Origin of the sequence: Leucobacter musarum subsp. musarum (assembly GCF_001273845.1) — a bacterium.
In the GTDB taxonomy this organism is placed as follows: domain Bacteria; phylum Actinomycetota; class Actinomycetes; order Actinomycetales; family Microbacteriaceae; genus Leucobacter; species Leucobacter musarum.
The window spans coordinates 1-21,267 of sequence record NZ_JHBW01000069.1 but is presented as its reverse complement, the minus strand read 5'-3'; the positions used below and the strand labels follow the sequence as shown (position 1 = coordinate 21,267).

Sequence of the window (21,267 nt, the reverse complement as noted above, 5' to 3'; positions counted from 1 at the left end):
AGGAGGAACCCGCGTGGCATTGATTGTGCAGAAGTTCGGGGGCTCGTCAGTTGCTGATGCCGAGAGCATCAAGCGTGTAGCGAAGCGCATTGTCGAAGCGCGTCGCGCGGGTAACGAGGTCGTCGTCGCCGTGAGCGCGATGGGCGACACCACCGACGAACTGCTCGATCTCGCCGCCGAGTGCACGCCGATCCCTGCTCCGCGTGAGCTCGATATGCTCCTCACCGCGGGTGAGCGCATCTCGATGGCGCTGCTCGCCATGACCATCAAGGGCATGGGTATCGAAGCGCTGTCGTTTACCGGCAGCCAGGCCGGAATGATCACCACCGCCGAGCACGGTTCGGCGAAAATCGTCGATGTGACCCCGGGCCGCGTGCGTGAAGCACTCGACCAGGGTGCGGTCGCCATCGTTGCCGGGTTCCAGGGCTTCAGCCGTGACTCACGCGACATCACCACACTGGGTCGCGGCGGATCCGACACGACCGCAGTTGCCCTCGCCGCCGCCCTCGGCGCCGACGTCTGCGAAATCTACACCGACGTCGATGGCATCTTTACCATGGACCCCCGCGTCGTGCCGCTTGCACGCAAGATCGACGCGATCACCGCGGAAGAAATGCTTGAGCTCGCGGCATCCGGCGCCAAGGTGCTGCACCTGCGCGCTGTCGAGTACGCCCGCCGGCACGGCGTCGTGCTGCACGTCCGCTCATCGTTCTCCGATGCGCCGGGCACCATCGTTTACAACCCCGAGCAGGGGCATCCGAAGGGAGATCAGGTGGAAGAGCCGATCATCACTGGTATCGCTGCAGAGAAGAGCGAAGCAAAGGTCACCGTCGGGGGAGTGCCAGACATTCCCGGCAAGGCCGCGCAGATCTTCGAGATTGTGGCCAAGGCCAACGCCAACATCGACATGATTGTGCAGAACGTCTCGGCGGCGCAGACCAACCGCACTGATATCTCGTTCACCGTGCCCCTCGGCGAAGGCCGCCGGGTCATCGAAGCGCTCGAAGCGGAGCGCGAGGCGCTCGGGTTCGAGAACCTGCAGTACGACGATCAGATCGCGAAGCTCGCGGTCGTCGGCGCAGGCATGCGCACGAGCACTGGCGTCTCCGCGCAGCTCTTCCGTGCCCTGTACGAGGCGGACATCAACATCGAGATGATCTCGACCTCAGAGATTCGCATCTCCGTCGTGACGCGCGCCGACCTGCTCGACAAGGCCGTGCGGGTACTGCACACGGCGTTCGGCCTCGACGCCGATACCGAGGCGACGGTCTACGCGGGCACCGGCCGCTAACTTCAACTTTTCCGACACCGTTTGACAGACAGGATTTCGAAACACATGGCAGCACAGCAGGGACTCTCGGTCGCCGTCGTCGGCGCCACCGGTCAGGTCGGCGCAGTGATGCGCCGACTGCTCGACGAACGCGATTTCCCGATTTCCAGCATCCGCTTCTTCTCGAGCGCCCGCTCGGCAGGCTCTACTCTCGAGTTCCGCGGTGCCGACGTCGTCGTCGAAGACGTCGCGACCGCTGACAAGAGCGGCATCGACATCGCGCTCTTCTCCGCCGGCGGCACCGCTTCGAAGCAGTACTCTCCCGAATTCGCCGCCGCCGGTGCCATCGTCATCGACAACTCCAGCGCGTGGCGCCTCGACCCCGACGTGCCGCTGGTCGTCAGCGAGGTGAACCCTCACGCGATCGATGAGGCGCGCAAGGGCATCATCGCGAACCCGAACTGCACCACGATGGCGGCCATGCCCGTGATGAAGGCGCTCGACGCCGAAGCCGGCCTGGAGCGACTCATCGTGACCACCTTCCAGGCAGTCTCGGGCTCGGGCCTCGTCGGCGCACGCGAACTCGCGGGCCAGGCAACTGCGGCCGTCGAATCGGGCAGCCTTGAGCAGCTCGTACACGACGGCACCGCGGTCGACTTCCCCGCACCCGAGGTCTACACCAAGACCATCGCGTTCGATGTGCTGCCGCTGGCCGGTTCCATCGTTGACGACGGTGAGGGCGAGACCGACGAAGAGAAGAAGCTCCGCAACGAGAGCCGCAAGATTCTTGAGCTGCCCGAGCTGCTTGTCGCCGGCACCTGCGTGCGTGTTCCCGTGTTCACGGGGCACTCGCTCTCGATCAACGCAGAATTTGCTCGTGAGATCTCCGCCGACCGTGCGCGTGAGGTGCTTGCCGAGGCTCCGGGCGTCGAGCTGAGCGATGTGCCGACGCCGCTCGAAGCCGCCGGTAAAGATCCGTCGTTCGTCGGCCGTATTCGCGCTGACCAGTCGGCTCCTGCCGGTCGCGGCCTGTCGCTCTTCATCTCGAACGACAACCTCCGCAAGGGTGCTGCACTCAACGCGGTGCAGATCGCTGAACTCATCGCGGCGAAGCGCTCCGCGTAAGCACTTCTTCGCACCACGCAGAACGCCCCGGGCTCCTCACGGAATCCGGGGCGTTCTGCGTGACACCGGCGCCAGTCACGCCGCCGACGTATCTCAGGCCGATTCGAGCGTCAGCAGCGAAGCTTCGGGGCGGCACGCAAATCGCACCGGCGCGTAGATCGAGTTGCCGAGACCGGCACTGACGTTCAAGAACGCGGCCCGGTGCGCGTCGTACCAAACGCTCAGGCCACGGGCTTGACCGACCGGCAGGTCGCAATTCGAGGTCAGCGCTCCAACGCCCGGTACGCGCACCTGGCCGCCGTGGGTGTGCCCGGCGAGCAGCACGTCGGCGCCTTCGCGCAGTAGCGCCCCGAGCGGCTCTTGGTATGGCGCATGCACGACGCCGAGGCGGAGCACGTTGTCTGCTGCGCGTGCTTCGTCGCTGAGGTCGTGCGTGGCACCCCGCAGGCTTGCCGCGGCCGCTTGCATGCGGTCGATGTCGTCGTAGCGAATGTGGGGGTCGTTCAGGCCGAGCAGCTCGACCGTGGTGCCGCGCAACTCGATGCGGGTGGCCGAATTGTTGAGGTTGATGGCCCCCAACGCTTCGAGGCCCTGAGTGAGTGCGACATTGTCGATGTCGGGCTCCCGCGTGCTCTTACGACTCGGTTCGAGCAGGTACTTGATCGGGTTCTTGAACTTCGGGCCGTAGTAGTCGTTCGAGCCGTGCACAAAGACCGTCTGGGCGGTCTCGGTCAGCGGCCGCAGCGCGTGCAGCAGGCCGGGTCGAGCCTCGAGGTGCCCCATGAGGTCACCGGTGAGCACGACGAGATCAGGGCGCAGATCGGCGAGCGAGCGTACCCAGTCGATCTTGCGGGCCTGCCAGGGCGCGAGATGTAGATCGGACAACTGCAGCACGCGAATCGGCGCGTGACCCGCTGCGAGCACCGGCAGTGTGTGGCGTCGCACGGTGAAGAGTAGTCGCTCGATGAGTGTGGACCAGGTGAGTACGCCGACGGCGGCAGCTCCGAGAGCAGCCGCCGTGCGGGTGGGGCGCGACATGAAGGTCAGTCGTCCTTCTTCTTATCGGTCGCGCACTCGAGTGCCACGGTGACGGTGCCACCGGTGTTCGCCTCGGCTCCACTATCGGGGCTGACGGCGCTCACCTTCTTCTTCTTATCGACCTTGTTGCCCGTGGCACAGGTGAAGTCGATATTCGAGAATCCAGCACTCTTCAGCGCAGACTCGGCGTCATTTCCAGAGGAACCGACGAGGCCGTCCGGAATCTTCGACGCCTTACCGTTGCTGCGGAAAATGGTCACATTCGAGCCGGCTTGCACCGACGATCCGCCAGCCGGGTCGGTGCTCGCGACCATCCCCTGTGCCACCGACGAATCGGCTTCGCCGCCGTCGCTCACATTGAACCCAAGCTGGGTCAGCGCAGCGCTTGCCTCTTCGAAGGACTTGCCCTTCAGATCCGGCACGGTCTGCATAGTGATGCGGGTCGCGGCCGCATCCGGCTGCGGGAACGCGTCGCCGCCGTAGCGATTATCGGCGGCGTTCATAATCGACGGCCAAATGGTTTGATCGGCATACATCAGGTTCCCGAAGCCCATCGTGGACACGCGACTCCATGACCCATCTGCGAGCTGCACTGGGCCTGCATTGCCCACCCAGGTGGCGGTCGTCACTTTTGTGCTGCCACCGACGGTCCAGTTGTCTACTACATCATCGGTGGTTCCGGTCTTCGCGAGGTGCGGAGTGCCTACCCAAGAACGTGCGTGGTCTGCGAGACCCCGCTCGACGGCGTTCTGCAGAGCATACGCAACGCCTGCCGCGACGTTGGGATCGATCGCCTGAGAGCATTTGCTCTTGGTGAAAGGGACTTGATTTCCATCGTCGTCGAGAATCTGATCAATGGGAACTGGGGTACAGACGCTGCCGTCACCGGCGAACGCAGCATATGCGGCTGCCATCGTGATGGGGGCGATCTCATCGACTCCGCCGTACGTGTTTGAGGGCACCATCGAGAGATCGCGGGGGTTTCCATTCAGCGTGGGCACGCTGAAGTTGCCATTCTCATCGCGGGGGAGATCTGAAGCACGATGAATGCCGAGAGATTGCGCCGTCTGGAACGTGCCGCAGAGATCCAACTTCTGCTGCATCGAGACGATGCCGCCGTTGATCGAGTTCGCGATGACGGTCATGACGGACTGGTTGCCCTTGATGCCTTCGTTATCGTTCGAGAAGTCGAAGGTGCCGTAGCCGTAGACGCCGTCGGTGAGACACGATGCGGAGAATGACTGCAGGGGTACGCCCTTGCGGCTGTTCACGTTGACGGCCTCATTGACCGAGTGGCCCTCTTTGATCCACTCAGCGAGTGTAATGGGCTTGAACGTCGAACCGACCTGGAAGCCGCTTGAGCCCCCCATTTCATAGTCGGTGTTGTAGTTCACCGTCGTATAACCAGGGTTGGAGGCGAGGAAATCTTCGGCGTTGTTAAACGGCCTATTCTGCACCATTGAGAGCACTCGGCCAGTCCCGACTTCGACACTGCTCGATGCCGACCCGACGTCGATGCCGTCCATAAGGCTCGGAACGGTATTGCGAGTCGCCTCGTTGCCAGCTGCCTGCATGTCCAGGTCGATAGTGGTGTAGATCTTGTACCCACCGCGGCTGAAGTTGAACTCGCGCTCTTCAGGGGTGTCACCGAAACTGGGGTCGGCTTTGATGTAGCGCTGCACATAGTCGCAGAAGTGGCCCAGCCCAAAGTTTCTTTCAGCGATGTTGCAACCCGCTTCGCGCGGGGTGATCTTCGTCACGATCTCAGATGCCACAGCCTCGTCGTACTGCGCCTGCGTGATCTTGCCGTGGTTCAGCATGCTGCCGAGAATCTTGTCGCGACGCTCCTTGTTCGCCGGAATGTTCTCAGGCACGTCGATCTGGAGCTTCGACGGGTTGTTCACGATCGCGACGAGGCTGGCGGCCTCGGCAAGCGTGACGTCAGAGGCGGACTTCCCGTAGTAGTACTGCGCCGCAGACTCGATGCCGTAGATTTGCCGTCCGTAGAGCGCGATATTGAGGTACCCGAGCAGAATGTCGTCCTTGGGGAACTTCTTCTCGATGGAGATCGCATACTTCATCTCCTTGAGTTTGCGGTCGGTGTCTTGCCGCATGGCGTTCTCGTACGCCTTCTTCTGCTCTTCCTTGTCGGGAATCGCGATGGCGTCTTGAATCAGCACGTTGCGCACGTACTGCATCGTGATGGTTGACGCACCCGAGAGGTTTTGCCCGGCCGCGTTCTGCATCACCGCGCGCGCCGTGGCGAGTACGTCGACACCGCCATGGGTGTAGAAACGCGGATCCTCCTCCGCGACAGCAGCATCTTTCACGAACTGCGAGATCTGATCCCATTTGACCGTCTCGCGATCCTGATCGTAGAAGGTCGCGATCTCATACACGGTCGTGTCTGCGCCGGTCGCATAGATTGTCGACGGCTCGGCGAGCTTGCCCGGGTCGATATGGTCGGGCAGGTTCTCGAAGATCGTGACTGCGGACTTCGTGGCGGTGCCGCTCAATGCGACGACCGGGGTCACCGCGGCGGTGACGAGCACACCGGCAATGACGCTCATAGCGACCGCTCCGATGATGCCCCCGAGGGCGCCTCCTGCGGTGCGGGGCTTCTGCGAGCGCACGCGCGAAGAAGGTGATGTCTGACGGGTCATAGAATCTAGGGTAAGCGACGTAGCTGACAAAACAGCAACGCGCCCGACTGCGCGCTTCCGGGAACCCCCGATTTTTGCGCAGGCGACCGTCAACCGAGGGAGACCCGCACGTGAGTGAATCCGCCGAAACTGCGCCGCAGTGGGAATATTTCGTCACACCGTTGCTGCTGCACAACGAAGCGCAGATTCTGAATAACTGGGGCGCTCAAGGGTGGGAACTCGTGCAGATCATCGAGGGTCCCGCTGGCGGCAATGTGGCGTACATGAAGAAGAGGAAGGCCTGACATGGCATCGGTGATTGAAGATCGGCTGCACGAGCTCGGCTACGAGATTCCGGAGGTGGCCGCAGCGGTGGCCGCCTACGTGCCGGCGCTGCGTGACGGCAACTACGTCTACACGGCGGGGCAGCTTCCGTTCGTGAACGGTGCGCTCCCGGCAACCGGCAAGGTTGGTGAGGGCGAAGCTCTCGTCTCAGCTGAGCAGGCCGAGGAGCTCGCGCGCCTCTGCGCGCTCAACGCCCTCGCTGCGGTGCGTGGCGTCATCGGGTCGCTCGACAAGATCACCCAGGTCGTGAAGGTCACCGCGTTCGTCGCATCTGACCCTTCGTTCACCGGCCAGCCGGGCGTCGCGAACGGCGCGTCGGTGTTCCTGGGTCGCGTCTTCGGCGACCTGGGCATCCACGTGCGCTCGGCGGTCGGCGTCGCGGTGCTGCCGCTCGATGCCCCGGTCGAGATCGAGTTCGTGTTCAAGGTCGAAGACTGATCGTTCACCGCTCGCATGCGTGAGGCCGGGATTCGCTGATGCGATCCCGGCCTCACGCCGTTTCACGGGAAACTATGCGCCGCGCTCGCTGCGCACGCGTTCCGAGATCGTCTGCATCACCGCGGTGTCCGCGAGCGTGGTCGTGTCGCCAATCTCACGCCCTTCGGCCGCGTCCTTCAAGAGACGCCGCATGATCTTGCCCGATCGCGTCTTTGGCAGCTCCGACACGATGAAGATCTGACGCGGCCGCGCGATCGCACCGATCTGCCCCGCGACATGCTTCTTCAGTTCGACCTCGGCATCCTCCGGCGCGAGCAGGGTCTGCTGCGATTTCAGGATCACGAACGCCACGACCGCCTGGCCCGTGGTCTCGTCATCGGCGCCGACCACCGCGGATTCCGCGACCGCGTGATGCTCCACCAGTGCAGACTCGATCTCCGCTGTCGACAACCGGTGCCCCGACACGTTCATCACGTCATCGACGCGGCCCAGCAGCCACACGTCACCGTCGTCATCGAGGCGGGCCCCGTCACCGGCGAAGTACCGATCCCCGAATTTCGACCAGTATGTCTCCACGAACCGGTCGTCGTCGCCCCAGATCGTGCGCACCATCGACGGCCAGGGGCGCTGGATCACCAGCAGGCCGCCCTCCCCGTTGTCGACGGGTTCACCCTCCTCGTTCACGACCGTCGCCGCAATGCCCGGCTGCGGCACCTGCGCGCTGCCCGGCTTCAGGCTCGTGAGCCCCGGCAGCGGGGAGATCATGATCGCGCCCGTCTCGGTCTGCCACCAGGTGTCGACGATCGGGGCGGTGCCCGCACCGATGACCTCCCGGTACCAGCGCCAGGCCTCGGGGTTGATGGGTTCACCGACCGAACCGAGCACCCGAATCGATGACAGGTCGTACTGCTCCGGCACCTGCCGACCGACCTTCATGCACGACCGGATCGCGGTCGGGGCGGTGTAGAAGATCGTGACCCCGTACTTCTGAATCAGCGACCACCAGCGCCCCCAATCCGGGGTATCCGGGGTGCCCTCGTAGATGACCTGGGTCGCACCGTTCGCGAGCGGACCGTACACGACGTAACTGTGCCCGGTAATCCACCCGATGTCGGCGGTGCACCAGTACACGTCGGTCTCGGGCTTCAGATCGAACACGTTGCGGTGCGTGGTCGACACCTGCGTGAGATACCCGCCGGAAGTGTGCAGGATGCCCTTGGGCTTTCCGGTCGTGCCCGAGGTGTACAGGATGAACAGCGGGTTCTCCGCCGGGAAGCCCTGCGGCTCGTGATCGCCGTCGAACGCGGTGATCTCGTCGTGCCACCACAGATCCCGCGACGCGTCGAACGCGACTTCGTTGCCGGTGCGCTTGACCACGAGTACGCGTTCCACGCTCGAGCCGCCGTCGCCCAGGGCGAGCGCGTCGTCCACGGTCGGCTTCAACGCAGACACGCGGCCTTTACGGTATCCGCCATCCGCGGTGATCACGAGGCGGGCTTGAGCGTCATCGATGCGGGCGCGCAGGCTCTCCGCGCTGAACCCGCCGAACACGACAGAGTGCGCAGCACCGAGACGTGCAACGGCGAGCATCGCGATTACGGTCTCCGGGATCATCGGCATGTAGATCGCGACCCGGTCGCCCTGGGTGACTCCCAGGCTCGTGAGCAGGTTCGCGGCCCGCTTCACCTCGTGCGTGAGTTCCGCGTACGTCAGCGACCGGGTATCGCCCGGCTCGCCCTCGAAGTGGAGCGCGACACGTTCACCGTTGCCCGCGGCGACATGGCGGTCGAGACAGTTCTGAGCAACGTTGAGCTCGCCGTCTTGAAACCACTTCGCGAACGGCGGGTTCGACCAGTCCAGGGTCTCGGTGAACGGTTTCGTCCACGTCAGGGTGCGGGCCTGCTCGGCCCAATATGCTTCCGGATCTTGCGCAGCCTGCCAATACACGGCGGGGTCGTGCTGGTTCGCCTGCGCCCGAAACTCGGGGGTCGGCGGGTATGTCGCAGGGTGCTCGCCCTCCGGGAGGTGATGGGTCTCGATATTGCCGTGCTGATCGCTCATTGACGCCCTTATCCTTGATCGATTGCTGCGCCCGCAGGCGACAGTGCCAATTCGTTTCCGCGGTGAAACACTCCGGAAATGCAGCACCAGGCTATACCGTGCGCGATGGTCCGCTCACACTTCGCGACATGATGACGTTGCGCACCAGTTGCACCCAATTCCGAATTGAGGCGGCGTTCAAGTGCTCGCGCGCTGCTGAGATGGGCGCATGTCGACCGAGGTGCAGATGCCGGATCACCGAGCGCCGAGCGGCGCACCGCCGGGGGTGTCCGGGGGCGTGGCAACTGTGCGCGCCGCCGACCGTGTGGCCCCGCGAAGCGACGCGCTGACCCGCGCGGCAAAACGCGCACTGGGCGGGTTGCTCCCACTGCTCGACGACCCTGAGCTCAGGGATCTCGTGGTGCACGTGCGCGACGGCGCAGCACAACTCTGGCTCGACCGTTCTGGCACCTTGCAGCGTGTACCGGGATGGGAGGCTGGGCCTGACGCCGTGCATCGACTCGCGACCGCATTGATCGCGGCCGGCGGGAGACACATTGACGAGTTGCACCCGTGCACCGATGTGCGGCTCGGTGATGGCATTCGCGTCCACGCGATGCTTCCGCCGATCGCCGTGGGCGGGGCGGCGGTGTCCATTCGGCTGCCGCGAGTGACGCCCGTGAGCTTTGAGAACCTCGCAGCACACGGGCTCGCATCGGGTCGGGCGCTGCAGGCGTTGCGCGAGGCGATCGCGCAACGCCGCAATTTGCTCATCACCGGCGGTACCGGCAGTGGAAAGACGACGCTGCTCGCCGCGCTGCTCGACCTCGCGGCACCGGAGGAACGCATCTTGACCATTGAGGATGTTGCGGAGCTCCGACTGAATCACCCGCATGTGGTGTCGCTGGAGGCGAGGCAGGCGAGCGCCGAGGGCGTCGGCGAGATCGGGCTCGATCGGTTGCTGCGGGAGGCGTTGCGCATGCGCCCCGACCGCATCGTGTTGGGGGAGTGTCGCGGCGCCGAGATCGCGACACTGCTTGCCGCATTGAACACCGGCCATGACGGCGGAGCCGGCACGTTGCATGCGAGTCGTCTTGAAGACGTACCCATGCGCCTCGAAGCGCTGGGAGCGCTCGCCGGGTGGAGCGCCGAGGCGCTGGCACGCCAAGCCGTCGGCGCTCTGCATCTCATTGTGCACGTGGTGCGAGGCGGCGCGGGGCCGCAGGTGCGTGCGCTGGGAACGCTCGCGCTCGATGACGACCGTCTCTTGAGGATGCAGAGGCTGCCCACATGAGCGGCATCGGTCGCACTCGCACCGGTGCGCGAGGCTGCGCTGATCACATCAAGCAACTGGGGCAGCGCATGCTGCGACGTGCGGCGGACGCACCTGCGGCGGACCCTGCCCCGATCGTGGAGCGACTTGCTGCGCTCCTCGGGGGCGGCGTGCCACCCGCGCGCGTCATCGGCATCGTTATGGCGGATGCGTGCGACGCGGAGGGGACCGCTGTTGACCCCGGATTGGCGAGGATCGCAGCTGAGGCTGCGGCCGGGATGCCGAGCGGTGAAGCGATCGCCCACGCAGATACTGCCGCTTGGCGCGTCGTGGCGGTCAGCTGGTGTCTCGCCGAGGCCAGTGGGTCGCCGATCGCGCCCGCGCTGCATCGAATGGCGTCGGCCCTCCGTGAGCTCGCTCGAATGCGCGAACGACGCAGCGTGCTCCTCGCCGGGCCCCGTGCGACCGTCAAGATGGTCACCGCGCTGCCCGTGTTGGCGCTCGTGCTCAGTTTGCTGCTCGGGTTTGATCCGATTCCGGTGCTGGTGAGCCCGGTGGGTGCGCTGCTCGGTAGCCTCGGGCTCGGTCTGCTCGCCGGGGGAATCGCGTGGTCGCGAGCATTGCAGCGTCGCGTCGCGGCGCTCGATCACGTGGCAGGGCTTGAGTACGAATTGGTCTGGATCGCGCTCGGCGGTGGCGCGCCGGCAGAGCAAGCCTGTCGCAAGGTCATCGGAATGGTGGATCGTTTCGGGGCAGAATGGGTGTCGTTCGCCGCCTTCCGCGAGGGTGGCGCGCTGATGGCCTCGATTGCGGCCGCTGCGCGAGCCGGTATCGCGATCGGACCGTTGCTGCTCGAACAGGGGAGCGCCGTGCGGGCAGTGGCACTCGCCGACCTCGAGCGCGACGCGGAACGGTTGGGGGTGCGCATTCTGATTCCCCTTGGGGTGTGTATTTTGCCGGCCTTCATCGTGCTCGGTGTGCTGCCGGTGCTGCTCTCGATGTTCGGTGCGGTGTAAATGCAGGTGCGGCACGGGTCGATTCCGGTCCGTGAAGGTTCCAAACTGGTGCGTGTTTTACACAGAGATGGACACCGGGCGCATTTCAGTGAGATATCCCCAATCCTGGCGAACCGGACAGACCGGCATTACGGAAAGCGCGAGGATTGACGCACCGGCAGCCGCCGGGGCCGTGCGAGGCCAAGGAGAAATCCCATGCAGTCCACCCTTCATCTGGTGTCCGATCGCTCGACGCAGACCGTAGACGCGGAATGCCGTTCTGCGGATGAGACGCGCCCCGAGCTCGAGAGCGGCGCAGACCATAGCGAGACGACGCGTGAACCCGCGGTCGCAGGAATGATCGGTCTGGCGCCGTTTCTCGTGCACCGACGACGCATGCACCGCCGGCGCGACCGGGCCGCGGCCCGCGAACTCCTTGCCGACGAGCGAGGAGCGGTCACGGCGGAATATGCGATTGTCATATTGGCGGCGGTAGCGTTTGCCGGGCTGCTCGTCGCGATCATGCGATCAGGCGAGATCCGAGAAATGCTGGTGCAGCTGGTGCAAAATGCGCTCGGCTCGGTGAATTGATGCGGCCGGCGCTGCGGAATGACGATCGCGGCACGGTCACCGCCGAATTCGCGATCGTCATTCCTGCGGTGCTCGTCGTGCTCGGTCTCGTGATCGGTGGAGTATCGATTGCTGCGCACCGTATCGCCCTCGTGTCGATCGTTGCCGATGCAACACGGCTGGAGGCTCGCGGCGATACCGACGCCGCGGCCGGCGTCCTCGCGCAGCTCAGTGATCGAGCACGCATCGAACGCGACACGTCGGGGCAGATCCTGTGTCTGACCGCTCGCGACCGCCCAGGCCGTGGCCCCCTCTCGGTGGTGCAGATCGCTGCGCGGTCCTGTGCGGCTCTCACCGGAATGGGAGCGACTGCATGAGTTCGTCAGCAACGTTCGCGTGCGCGGTGGTTGCGCTCTGTCTCGGGGTACCGGTGATCGCGGCCTCGGCACATGTCGAGGCCGCGCACCGTGCTGCGGCGGCAGCGGACGCCGCAGCGCTCGCCGCCGCCGACGTGGCGGCAGGGTACGGGGGCGCGGCCGCAGCGGAGGAGCCGTGCGCGCTCGCGCAGCAGACCATTGAAGCTGCGCACGGCTCGATGACGCGATGCGATCTCGAGCCCGGAAGAGCGGATGTGCGCGTCAGTGCGGAAGTTTCGGGACCGTTCGGTGCGCTCACCGCATCCGCGCACGCAGGCTTACCGCCGATCTCGATGCTTCCCGGCGGGTTCGTCGGCGAGAACGGCTGGGCATGGCCCAGCTCGGCACCCGGCGTCACGCAGGGGTTTCACGACGGGTACGCCATCGATTTGCAGTCGACCGAAGGGGCGCCGCTCTACGCGCCGTACGCGGGCATCGTGATTCGAGTCGGAGCCGACGATGGTGGGATCCCGGAAACGTGTGCGGCGCAGCCCGACTGGTGGCGCGGTCCGAATCATGTGGTGGTCATCCGACACGAATATCGCGGCGCAGTGCTCTACAGCTCGCACAATCATGTGGCTCCAGGGTCATCGGAAGCGCTCGGTCTGGTTCCGGGGGTGCGCGTCACCGCGGGGCAGGCTGTGGCGCTCGCTGGCATGAGCGGATGCACCTCCGGCCCCCACACGCATTTCACACTCGCAACAACTGCCAGGAACACGCATCCTGATGTGAATCCATACCTCTATATAGGTGAGGAACACGGGCAGTGACGGCGCAGCTTCTGAGGTCGAACGCGGTCCGATGCGAATGTTCCCGCGAGCGCCAGACATAATATGAAGTGAACTCGCGGAGAATTCCGGAGGTGGATTCCCACGAGAGACTGTGTATCGTGTCGGAACAGAGCCCATCGTCAAGGCGAGCGGGCGGCCCGCACACTGCGTGAAGCAACGAATGGAGACCCGTGAAGGGTACGAAGAAACTCGTTATCGTCGAGTCACCGACCAAGGCGAAGACGATCGGCGGATACCTCGGCGACGATTACGAGGTCATCGCGTCGGTCGGCCATGTGCGCGATCTTGCGGAGCCGTCGGCTCTGCCCGCGGATCTCAAGAAGGGCGCGTTCGGCAAGTTCGCCGTTGACGTCGACAACAACTTCCAGCCCTACTACGTTGTCAACGACAACAAACGGAAGACGGTTTCCGAGCTCAAACGGGCACTCAAGGGAGCGGACGAGCTGTGGCTCGCCACTGATGAGGACCGCGAAGGTGAAGCCATCGCGTGGCACCTGCTCGAGGTACTGCAGCCGAAGGTTCCGGTGCACCGCATGGTGTTCCACGAGATCACGCAAGAAGCCATTGAAGCGGCCAAGCGCAACACTCGAGACCTCGATATCGCGCTGGTGGATGCGCAAGAGACCCGTCGCATTCTTGATCGACTCTACGGTTACGACATCTCACCGGTGCTCTGGCGCAAGGTTGCGCCGAAGCTCTCCGCAGGCCGTGTGCAGTCTGCGGCGACGCGTCTGGTCGTCGACCGTGAGCGCGAGCGGCAGGCCTTCAATTCGGCCGAGTACTGGGACCTCACGGCCACCTTCCGCCCGGATGCTGGCGCGCCCGACCTTACGGCGTTCGAAGCCCGACTCGTACGATTGGACGCGCAGCGCATCGCGACCGGCGGCGACTTCGGTGACGACGGCGCGCTGACCGCACGTGCGTCGAAAGCCGGAGTGATTTCTATGGGCCAGCAGCGCGCCGAGCACCTTGCGTCGCTTCTCGCAGCGGGCAGCCGTGCCGAGGTGCTCTCGGTCGAGACCAAGCCGCACACTCGCCGCCCGGCTGCGCCGTTCACGACGTCGACGCTGCAGCAAGAAGCGTCTCGCAAGTTGCGCTACAGCTCGCGTCAGACGATGTCGTTCGCGCAGTCGCTCTACGAGAACGGCTACATCACCTATATGCGAACCGATTCGCCCACGCTGTCGCAGCAGGCGATTCAGGCGGCCCGGTCGCAAGCGGCCGAGCTGTACGGAGCGCAGACCTTGCCCGAGAAGCCGCGTGTCTACACCGGCAAGGCTAAGGGTGCGCAGGAGGCACACGAAGCCATTCGTCCGGCCGGCGATACGTTCCAGCGGCCCAGCTCGCTGAAGGGCAAACTCACGCAGGGCGAGTTCGCGCTGTACGAGCTGATCTGGAAGCGCACGGTCGCCAGCCAGATGGCAGACGCAAAGGGCTCGACCGACACCGTGACCCTCGCCGTTCAAGTGAAGGAAGCCGGCTCAGCACAGGCGACGGCGGCAGAATTCACGACCAGCGGTACGGTCATCACGTTCCCGGGCTTCCTCCTTGCTTATGAAGAGGGCAAAGACGAGAAGCGCGGTGACAAGTCGGGCGATCAGAACGTCGCGTTGCCGCAGCTCTCCGCAGGTCAGCCACTGACCGTTGAAGAGCCCGAAGCCAAAGGTCACGAGACCAGCCCGCCGCCGCGCTACACCGAGGCCAGCCTGACGAAGCGTCTCGAAGAGCTCGGCATCGGCCGACCCTCGACGTACGCGGCGATCATCAGCACCATCATGGACCGCGGATACGTCACGAAGAAGGGCCAAGCGCTCGTTCCCAGCTGGATCGCCTTCTCGGTGGTGCGCCTGCTCGAAGAACACTTCTCGGCGCTTGTCGACTACGACTTCACCGCTGAGATGGAAAACGATCTCGACCGCATTGCGGCCGGTGACGCCGACCGCAGCAAGTGGCTCGGCGAGTTCTACTTCGGTACCGACACTCACCCGGGCCTGCGCGGCGTCGTCGACAACCTCGGAGAGATCGACGCGCGAGCGATCAACACGATCAAAATCGACGACCAGATCTCGCTGCGCAATGGCAAGTACGGGCCATACCTCGAAGTCTTCGATGAGAAAAGCGAGGTCGGCGAAGACGGCGTGCTTAAGCCGCGCAGCGTCAATATCCCCGATGGCCTCGCTCCCGACGAATTGACCCCCGCGCGGGCGCACGAACTCGCCGATGCCGAGCCCGCCGAAGACCGCGTGGTCGGGCTTCATCCGACGACGAACAAGCGCATTGTGGCGAAGAACGGCCGATTCGGGCCGTACGTCACGGAGTTGCTGGACGAAGGTGAGGAGCTGCCGAAGGGGCAGAAGCCTCGCACGGCGTCGCTCTTCAAGACCATGGACCCGGCGACCATCGAACTTGACTCCGCCGTGGCACTCCTCGACCTACCGCGCACCGTCGGAATTGACCCCGAGTCAGAGGCTGAGATCACGGCGCAGAATGGCCGCTACGGTCCCTACCTCAAGAAGGGCACGGACACGCGCTCGCTGCCGAGTGAGGATGCGATCTTCTCAATCGACCTCGCAGGTGCGCAAGAGCTCTTCGCCCAGCCCAAGTACGGTGCCAAGCGCGCGTCAAGTGCGTTGAAAGAATTCGACGCCGACCCGGTGAGCGGCAAGCCGATCAAGGTCAAGGACGGCCGGTTCGGGCCGTACGTTACCGATGGCGAGACGAACGCGACGATTCCCCGCGGAGACGCGGTCGAAGACATCACGTTTGAACGCGCGGTTGAACTCCTCGCGATCAAGCGCGCGAAGGGCCCTGCGAAGAAGAAGGCACCGGCGCGCAAGCCCGCAGCAAAGAAGACGGCTGCAAAGAAGCCCGCGGCCAAGAAGACGGCTGCGAAGGCATCGACCGCGAAAACAGCTGTCGACCCGGCTCGTTCCGCTGCGGCGAAGAAAGCGGCCGCAACGCGCGCCGCCAACCGCGCCGCCGCCGAAGCCGCAGCCCAGGCCGAATAGTGATTGAGATCGACCAACCGTTGAAGAGCGCATGACCGGAATCTTCATCACCCTCGAAGGTGGAGACGGCGCCGGGAAGAGCACCCAGGCCGAGCTGCTCGGCCAGTGGCTCGAGGAGCGCGGGCGCGAGGTCGTGCGCACTCGCGAGCCGGGCGGCACGCGTCTCGGGGCCGAGCTGCGACGGGTGCTGCTGCACGGTGGTGAGGAGATCGGCGACGTCGATGCCCGTGCCGAGGCCCTGCTCTACGCAGCGGATCGCGCACAGCACGTCGCCAAGGTCGTGCGACCGGCGCTCGAACGTGATGCGGCGGTGGTGCAAGACCGGTACATCGACTCTTCGCTCGCCTATCAGGGTGCCGGGCGCGTGCTTGATGTTTCGGAGATTCGCACCATCAGCGAGTGGGCGGCGGGTGGTCTGTGGCCCGACTTGACGATCCTGCTCGACCTCGATCCGTCCACCGGTGCCGAGCGACGACGTGCACGCGGGGGCACTGCCGACCGGCTCGAGGCGGAAGCGATCGAGTTCCACGCCGCGGTGCGTGATGGCTTCCGCGCGCTCGCGAAGGCGGAGCCGCACAGGTATCTCGTCGTCGATGCATCGCAGCCGGTCGACCAGATCCACACGCAGATCATCGCTCGACTCGCGACGCTCGTGACCAGGTAACCGCTCGTTTCGGTTCCTCCGCTGCAGCGATCAGCGGGGAACCGCCGCACCCGGGGCGGTCAGGTGGCCGAGACTCAGCGTAGCGTCGTCTCGAGCTGCGCCGCGGTCAGCGTGCGGTTGGCGTACACCCGACGCACTGCTGCCGGATCCGGGTTGCCCGCATCGTGTGCTCGATGACGCAGCGTAAGCCCAACCTTTTCGGCCACCGCTGCGGAAGCGCGATTTCCCTCGAGGAGAAACGCCACCACCGGAAGCGTCGGGTCAGCAGCGATCGCCGCCGCAACGGCTGTGTGAGACATCTCCGTAGCGAATCCACGGCCACGATGATCGACCGCAAAGCGATACCCCAGGTTCCAAACGTCGCCCACATGATTCCGCGTTTCGTTTGCCGCAGGGTCGCCCAGAAGACGGGTGCAGCCTCCGTAACCCACGACTTCAGCGCTATCGACGGTTTCCGCGATCCATGTTCCGAGTCTGGTTTCGTCCCAGCTCGCAGCCCAGCGCCCCAGCTGTGCCTCGGTCTCCGCGCGACGCGTGAACTCAGACACCGAGAAGAACCGCCACCCCTCAGGGTCAGCGTTGATCGTATGGAGCGCATCGATATCGGCGTCGACGGGTCGACGCAGCACCAACCGCTCCGTGACCACTCGTGTGAAGCTCATGGAGAGATCATCCCATGCAGTGCCGCGCGAACCGCCTCGCGATGTTCCTGGCCGAGGCCGCGCCCTCGGAAGCACAAACGGCTTCGGTGAGAAGAATTCCCAAGAAATCTTCCCACCGAAGCCGAATCTGCTACCGAAGTAGGCGCCACCGCCGTCGCCGGCGAAACGCGATGCGTTTAGCCGATGACGGCCACCCCTCGCTTCGCTCCGTGGGCTGGCGCCTGTAGGCGTCACCGCCGTCGCCGGCGAAACGCGATGCGTTTAGCCGATGACGGCGCCAAAGCGGTCGGGAAGCGTGGCGCGCGATGCTGCACCGAGCTCCGAGAGCGGCAGAGTGAAGCGATCCTGCACCTCGATCGTCGCATCGGCATCCGCACCATCGGTCACACCGATGCGCAGCACCGGGAAGTCGCGTCCCGAGCACAGCCCGCGGAATTTGACTTCTTCTTCGTGCGGCACGGCGACGAGCACGCGCGCCTGCGACTCCGAGAAGAGCGCCGCGGTCGCGTCGACGCCGTCGCGCGAGATGATCTCTTCGATCCACACGCGAGCGCCCACGCCAAAGCGCAGCGCGCCGTCGGTCAGCGCCTGCGCCAGGCCGCCCTCAGAGAGGTCGACGGCGCCCGAGATGAGTCCGCCCTGTGCGCCGGCGTGCAGCAGCTCAGCGAGTGCGCGCTCGTCGTCGAGCACGGCCACCGGCGGGCGACCGCCGAGGTGATCGTGCACGGTTTCGGCCCAGGCCGAGCCGTCGAGCTCGTCGCGGGTGGTGCCGAGCAGGTAGAGGTGCTCGCCTTGATCTTGCCAGCCGCTCGGCACGCGACGCGCGACGTCGTCGATGATGCCGAGCACGCCGACCACCGGGGTCGGGTAGATCGGGGTGTCGCCCGTCTGGTTGTAGAGCGACACGTTGCCGCCGGTGACGGGCACCTCGAGCGCGAGGCAGGCGTCAGAGAGGCCTTCGACGGCCTGCGAGAACTGCCACATGACCTCGGGGTTCTCGGGGCTGCCGAAGTTCAGGCAGTCGGTGACGGCGGTGGGCACGGCGCCCGAGGTCGCCACGTTGCGGTACGCCTCGGCGAGGGCGAGCTGCGATCCGACGAACGGATCGAGCTGGCAGTAGCGGCCGTTCGCGTCGGTGGCGATGGCGACGCCGAGGCCGCTCTCTTCATCGACGCGGATCATGCCTGCGCCGTCGGGGAACGCGAGCGCGGTGTTGCCGAGCACGTATTTGTCGTACTGGTTGGTGACCCACGACACGTCGGCCTGGTTCGGCGACGCCGCGACGGCGATCATCTGCGCCCGCAGGTCGTCGCCGGCCGCCGAGCGCTCGAGGCCCGACGCGTTGACGCCCGAGGCCTGCAGCTCGTCGATCCAGGCAGGGTAGGCGACAGGGCGCTCGTACACCGGGCCGTCGACGGCCACGGTCGACGGGTCGACGTTGACGATCTCTTCGCCGCGCCAGTTGATGACGAGGCGGCCGGTATCGGTCACCTCACCGAGCACGCTGGTCTCGACGTCCCACTTCGCGGTGACCGCGAGGAATGCATCGAGCTTGTCGGGGTGCACGACGGCCATCATGCGCTCCTGGCTCTCGGACATGAGGATCTCCTCAGCCGTGAGCGAGGGGTCGCGCAGCAGTACGCTGTCGAGCTCGATGAACATGCCCCCGTCGCCGTTGGCCGCGAGCTCGGAGGTCGCGCACGAGATGCCGGCAGCGCCGAGGTCTTGGATGCCCTCGACCAGCTCGCCGCGGAACAGCTCGAGGCAGCACTCGATGAGCACCTTCTCGGCGAACGGGTCGCCGACCTGCACGGCGGGGCGCTTGGTGGGGCCGCCCTCGCTGAAGCTGTCGGAGGCGAGAATCGAGGCGCCGCCGATGCCGTCGCCGCCGGTGCGCGCACCGAAGAGCACGACCTTGTTGCCGGTGCCTGAGGCGTTCGCGAGGTGGAGATCTTCGTGGCGCAGCACGCCCACGCCAAGGGCGTTGACGAGCGGGTTGGCCTGGTAGACGCCGTCGAACACGGTCTCGCCGCCGAGGTTCGGCAGGCCCAGGCAGTTCGCGTACGACGAGATGCCCGAGACGACACCGTGCACGACGCGCGCGGTGTCGGGGTCATCGATCGCGCCAAAGCGCAGCTGGTCCATGACGGCGACCGGGCGGGCGCCCATCGAGATGATGTCGCGGATGATGCCGCCGACGCCGGTCGCGGCGCCCTGGAACGGCTCGATGTACGAGGGGTGGTTGTGGCTCTCGACCTTGAAGGTCACGGCCCAGCCCTCGCCGATGTCGATGACACCCGCGTTCTCGCCCATGCCGACGAGCAGGCGCTCCTTCATCTTGTCGTTGACCTTCTTGCCGAACTGGCGCAGGTAGATCTTCGACGACTTGTACGAGCAGTGCTCCGACCACATGACGGAGTACATCGCCAGCTCGCCCGAGGTGGGGCGGCGGCCGAGGATCTCGCGAATCTGCTCGTACTCGTCGGGCTTCAACCCAAGGGCGCCGTAGGGCTGCTCCTTCTCGGGCGTCGCGATCGCATCTGCGACGGTGTCGGGGCGGGGGCCGCTCTGGGTGGCGTCGAAATCAGTCACGCTCGATGTGCTCCGGGGTTCGGTATCGGAATCGGCGGCAGAAAGACGCCGAACGTACCCGCCCAGTCTACGCGTTCGCGGCGGCGCTCGACGCCGGCGCTGCGGGTCGGTTGTGCGGCGCGATTTCAGGCCCCGGCGGTGTCGCGAAGTGACGGTCTAGGGTGGAGTTTGTCAGGAGATCAGGGGAGACTGAAACCATGAGCGATCCGAATACGCATCCGGCCGATCCGACGCCACATCCGCAGCTGCCCGACGGCGGCCCCACTGCATCGGTGCCGGGGGCGGTGCCGGATCAGCAGCACGCGCAGGTCTCCGCGCCGACCCTGCCGCAGCAGGCGGCGCCGCACGCCGCCGCACCGCAGCGCAAGCTCTCGACCTTCTTGAAGGTCAGCATCATCTTGCTTGCGGGCCTGACGATCGCGTCGATCTCGTTGCTCTTCATCGGCGACTTCGAGGGCAAGTTCGAGCGGGTCTTCTCGACGTTCGCCCTTTTCGCCGTGTTCGTGCTCTTCACCGCGCTCGATACGCGCCGCGAGCAGAAGTCGGAGTGGTACGCGCCGGTCGCGCTCATCGCCAACGCGTATATTCTCGGCCTGCTGCTCATCGTGATCTGGATGACGCCCTACGACTCCTTCTCCCTGCTGTGGGAGATCTTCTGGAAGTCGATCTTCGTGATCTTGGTGACGCGCCTGGTGATTCTGTGCGCGCAGCTGCTGCTCAAGGTCGGCACCCGCCACTCCGACACGATCACGAAATTCGCCTTCGTGACGAGCGTGCTTGCCGTGCTGTCGGGCATTCTGTTCACGGCTCCCGTGGGCATCGACGCTTTCGACCTGCACATCCCTGACATGTACTGGAAGATCGCGACGGCGATCCTCATCTTGACCGCGCTCGGCCTGTCGATCACCCTGCTGCTGCGGTGGTTCTACGGTGCCGATGAGCGCGACGCCGCACGTGCGCGCCGGCTTGAGCAGCACGCCGCTGCCGCGGCCTACCGTGCCGAGGGCGGCCAGTCGCAGCCGACGCAGCACCGTGCGCAGCAGCTGCAGACGCAGACCGGCGTGCACCCGGCGCCGCAGTCACCGGCGCAGTCGCAGCCTGCCCAGCCGTTCGCGTCATCGGCGCCCGCTGCGGGTCAGGCGCCGCTGCTCCCATGGCCGACGTTCGCGGACGGTAGGCCGATTCCGGCCGGCGCCGACGGCCAGCCCGACTTCTCGGTGCCGGGGGCTCCGCTTCCGCCGCACCAGCAGTAACGCTGTTCGATTGCCGTTCTGCCCCGCTTCCGTCAGGGTCGCGGGGCAGAACTGTTTCTGCGCCGTGCGAGGGTCAGATCTCACCCCAATCAGCGGAGTTTCAACAGATTGCGGATCGAAACCTCGGGCGGTTTCAGGTGGTCGT

The 21,267-nt window shown here is 65.4% G+C and carries 17 protein-coding genes; 12 read left to right on the top strand and 5 right to left on the bottom strand.

The window, feature by feature from the left end:
• The first annotated feature begins 13 nt into the window (after window positions 1–13).
• Both CH42_RS06845 and CH42_RS06840 read left to right on the top strand, forming a co-directional pair.
• Window positions 14–1,291, top strand: coding sequence for an aspartate kinase (locus tag CH42_RS06845; RefSeq protein WP_053352478.1), 1,278 nt, complete (start codon window positions 14–16; stop codon window positions 1,289–1,291).
• A 45-nt stretch (window positions 1,292–1,336) separates the two neighbouring features.
• Window positions 1,337–2,395 carry an aspartate-semialdehyde dehydrogenase gene (locus CH42_RS06840; RefSeq protein ID WP_053352477.1) on the top strand — a complete coding sequence of 353 codons (1,059 nt, stop codon included), beginning with the start codon at window positions 1,337–1,339 and terminating at the stop codon, window positions 2,393–2,395.
• 93 nt (window positions 2,396–2,488) lie between these two features.
• On the opposite strand, the gene CH42_RS06835 is transcribed toward CH42_RS06840, so the two are convergent.
• Both CH42_RS06835 and CH42_RS06830 read right to left on the bottom strand, forming a co-directional pair.
• Window positions 2,489–3,433, bottom strand: a complete 945-nt coding sequence (locus CH42_RS06835; RefSeq protein WP_053352476.1) for a metallophosphoesterase — start codon at window positions 3,431–3,433, stop codon at window positions 2,489–2,491.
• Window positions 3,434–3,438: 5 nt separating this feature from the next.
• The gene (locus tag CH42_RS06830; protein WP_239683975.1) at window positions 3,439–6,096 is read right to left on the bottom strand and encodes a transglycosylase domain-containing protein; all 2,658 of its coding nucleotides are present in this window, start codon (window positions 6,094–6,096) and stop codon (window positions 3,439–3,441) included.
• 110 nt (window positions 6,097–6,206) lie between these two features.
• On the opposite strand from CH42_RS06830, the gene CH42_RS16345 reads away from it, so the two are divergent.
• Complete coding sequence (locus CH42_RS16345) at window positions 6,207–6,380, top strand: DUF4177 domain-containing protein (protein ID WP_075205282.1); 174 nt, start codon at window positions 6,207–6,209, stop codon at window positions 6,378–6,380.
• A gap of 1 nt (window position 6,381) precedes the next feature.
• The gene (locus CH42_RS06825; protein ID WP_053352474.1) at window positions 6,382–6,858 is read left to right on the top strand and encodes a RidA family protein; all 477 of its coding nucleotides are present in this window, start codon (window positions 6,382–6,384) and stop codon (window positions 6,856–6,858) included.
• Window positions 6,859–6,930: 72 nt separating this feature from the next.
• On the opposite strand, the gene acs is transcribed toward CH42_RS06825, so the two are convergent.
• Complete coding sequence (acs, locus tag CH42_RS06820; protein ID WP_053352473.1) at window positions 6,931–8,919, bottom strand: acetate--CoA ligase; 1,989 nt, start codon at window positions 8,917–8,919, stop codon at window positions 6,931–6,933.
• 208 nt (window positions 8,920–9,127) lie between these two features.
• Between acs and CH42_RS06815 the strand changes: the two genes are divergently transcribed.
• The 7 genes from CH42_RS06815 to tmk all read left to right on the top strand — a co-directional run bounded on the left by CH42_RS06815 (window position 9,128) and on the right by tmk (window position 16,615).
• Window positions 9,128–10,192, top strand: coding sequence for a CpaF family protein (locus CH42_RS06815; RefSeq protein ID WP_075205281.1), 1,065 nt, complete (start codon window positions 9,128–9,130; stop codon window positions 10,190–10,192).
• Complete coding sequence (locus tag CH42_RS06810; RefSeq protein WP_053352472.1) at window positions 10,189–11,187, top strand: type II secretion system F family protein; 999 nt, start codon at window positions 10,189–10,191, stop codon at window positions 11,185–11,187. Before CH42_RS06815 ends, CH42_RS06810 begins: the two co-directional genes overlap by 4 nt.
• A gap of 195 nt (window positions 11,188–11,382) precedes the next feature.
• Window positions 11,383–11,757, top strand: a complete 375-nt coding sequence (locus CH42_RS17075; protein WP_306455197.1) for a DUF4244 domain-containing protein — start codon at window positions 11,383–11,385, stop codon at window positions 11,755–11,757.
• Window positions 11,757–12,113: a TadE/TadG family type IV pilus assembly protein gene (locus CH42_RS06800; RefSeq protein WP_053352471.1), complete on the top strand. Its 357-nt coding sequence runs from the start codon at window positions 11,757–11,759 to the stop codon at window positions 12,111–12,113. The genes CH42_RS17075 and CH42_RS06800 overlap by 1 nt, the downstream gene beginning before the upstream one ends.
• Window positions 12,110–12,922, top strand: coding sequence for a M23 family metallopeptidase (locus CH42_RS06795; protein WP_053352470.1), 813 nt, complete (start codon window positions 12,110–12,112; stop codon window positions 12,920–12,922). Before CH42_RS06800 ends, CH42_RS06795 begins: the two co-directional genes overlap by 4 nt.
• A 191-nt stretch (window positions 12,923–13,113) precedes the next feature.
• Window positions 13,114–15,951 (top strand): type I DNA topoisomerase, encoded by a 2,838-nt coding sequence (topA, locus tag CH42_RS06790; protein ID WP_053352469.1) that lies wholly within the window; start codon window positions 13,114–13,116, stop codon window positions 15,949–15,951.
• A gap of 31 nt (window positions 15,952–15,982) precedes the next feature.
• Window positions 15,983–16,615, top strand: a complete 633-nt coding sequence (tmk, locus tag CH42_RS06785) for a dTMP kinase (protein ID WP_053352468.1) — start codon at window positions 15,983–15,985, stop codon at window positions 16,613–16,615.
• A 74-nt stretch (window positions 16,616–16,689) separates the two neighbouring features.
• On the opposite strand, the gene CH42_RS06780 is transcribed toward tmk, so the two are convergent.
• Together CH42_RS06780 and purL are read right to left on the bottom strand one after the other, a co-directional pair.
• Window positions 16,690–17,277, bottom strand: a complete 588-nt coding sequence (locus CH42_RS06780) for a GNAT family N-acetyltransferase (protein WP_053352467.1) — start codon at window positions 17,275–17,277, stop codon at window positions 16,690–16,692.
• Between the two features lie 261 nt (window positions 17,278–17,538).
• Entirely contained in the window at window positions 17,539–19,869 is a 2,331-nt protein-coding gene (purL, locus tag CH42_RS06775) for a phosphoribosylformylglycinamidine synthase subunit PurL (protein WP_053352466.1), read from the bottom strand.
• A gap of 197 nt (window positions 19,870–20,066) precedes the next feature.
• Here purL and CH42_RS06770 point away from each other — a divergent pair, with 197 nt between their 5' ends.
• Entirely contained in the window at window positions 20,067–21,122 is a 1,056-nt protein-coding gene (locus tag CH42_RS06770; RefSeq protein ID WP_053352465.1) for a hypothetical protein, read from the top strand.
• The last annotated feature ends 145 nt before the right edge of the window (window positions 21,123–21,267 follow it).

Excerpts from the sequence above, each read along its gene's own strand:
- CH42_RS06840 (WP_053352477.1), top strand. The coding sequence starts at position 1,337 with ATGGCAGCACAGCAGGGACTCTCGGTCGCCGTCGTCGGCGCCACCGGT.
- CH42_RS06835 (WP_053352476.1), bottom strand. The coding sequence starts at position 3,433 with ATGTCGCGCCCCACCCGCACGGCGGCTGCTCTCGGAGCTGCCGCCGTC.
- CH42_RS06830 (WP_239683975.1), bottom strand. The coding sequence starts at position 6,096 with ATGACCCGTCAGACATCACCTTCTTCGCGCGTGCGCTCGCAGAAGCCC.
- CH42_RS06825 (WP_053352474.1), top strand. The coding sequence starts at position 6,382 with ATGGCATCGGTGATTGAAGATCGGCTGCACGAGCTCGGCTACGAGATT.
- acs (WP_053352473.1), bottom strand. The coding sequence starts at position 8,919 with ATGAGCGATCAGCACGGCAATATCGAGACCCATCACCTCCCGGAGGGC.
- CH42_RS06815 (WP_075205281.1), top strand. The coding sequence starts at position 9,128 with ATGTCGACCGAGGTGCAGATGCCGGATCACCGAGCGCCGAGCGGCGCA.
- CH42_RS06810 (WP_053352472.1), top strand. The coding sequence starts at position 10,189 with ATGAGCGGCATCGGTCGCACTCGCACCGGTGCGCGAGGCTGCGCTGAT.
- CH42_RS17075 (WP_306455197.1), top strand. The coding sequence starts at position 11,383 with ATGCAGTCCACCCTTCATCTGGTGTCCGATCGCTCGACGCAGACCGTA.
- CH42_RS06800 (WP_053352471.1), top strand. The coding sequence starts at position 11,757 with ATGCGGCCGGCGCTGCGGAATGACGATCGCGGCACGGTCACCGCCGAA.
- CH42_RS06795 (WP_053352470.1), top strand. The coding sequence starts at position 12,110 with ATGAGTTCGTCAGCAACGTTCGCGTGCGCGGTGGTTGCGCTCTGTCTC.
- tmk (WP_053352468.1), top strand. The coding sequence starts at position 15,983 with ATGACCGGAATCTTCATCACCCTCGAAGGTGGAGACGGCGCCGGGAAG.
- CH42_RS06780 (WP_053352467.1), bottom strand. The coding sequence starts at position 17,277 with ATGAGCTTCACACGAGTGGTCACGGAGCGGTTGGTGCTGCGTCGACCC.
- CH42_RS06770 (WP_053352465.1), top strand. The coding sequence starts at position 20,067 with ATGAGCGATCCGAATACGCATCCGGCCGATCCGACGCCACATCCGCAG.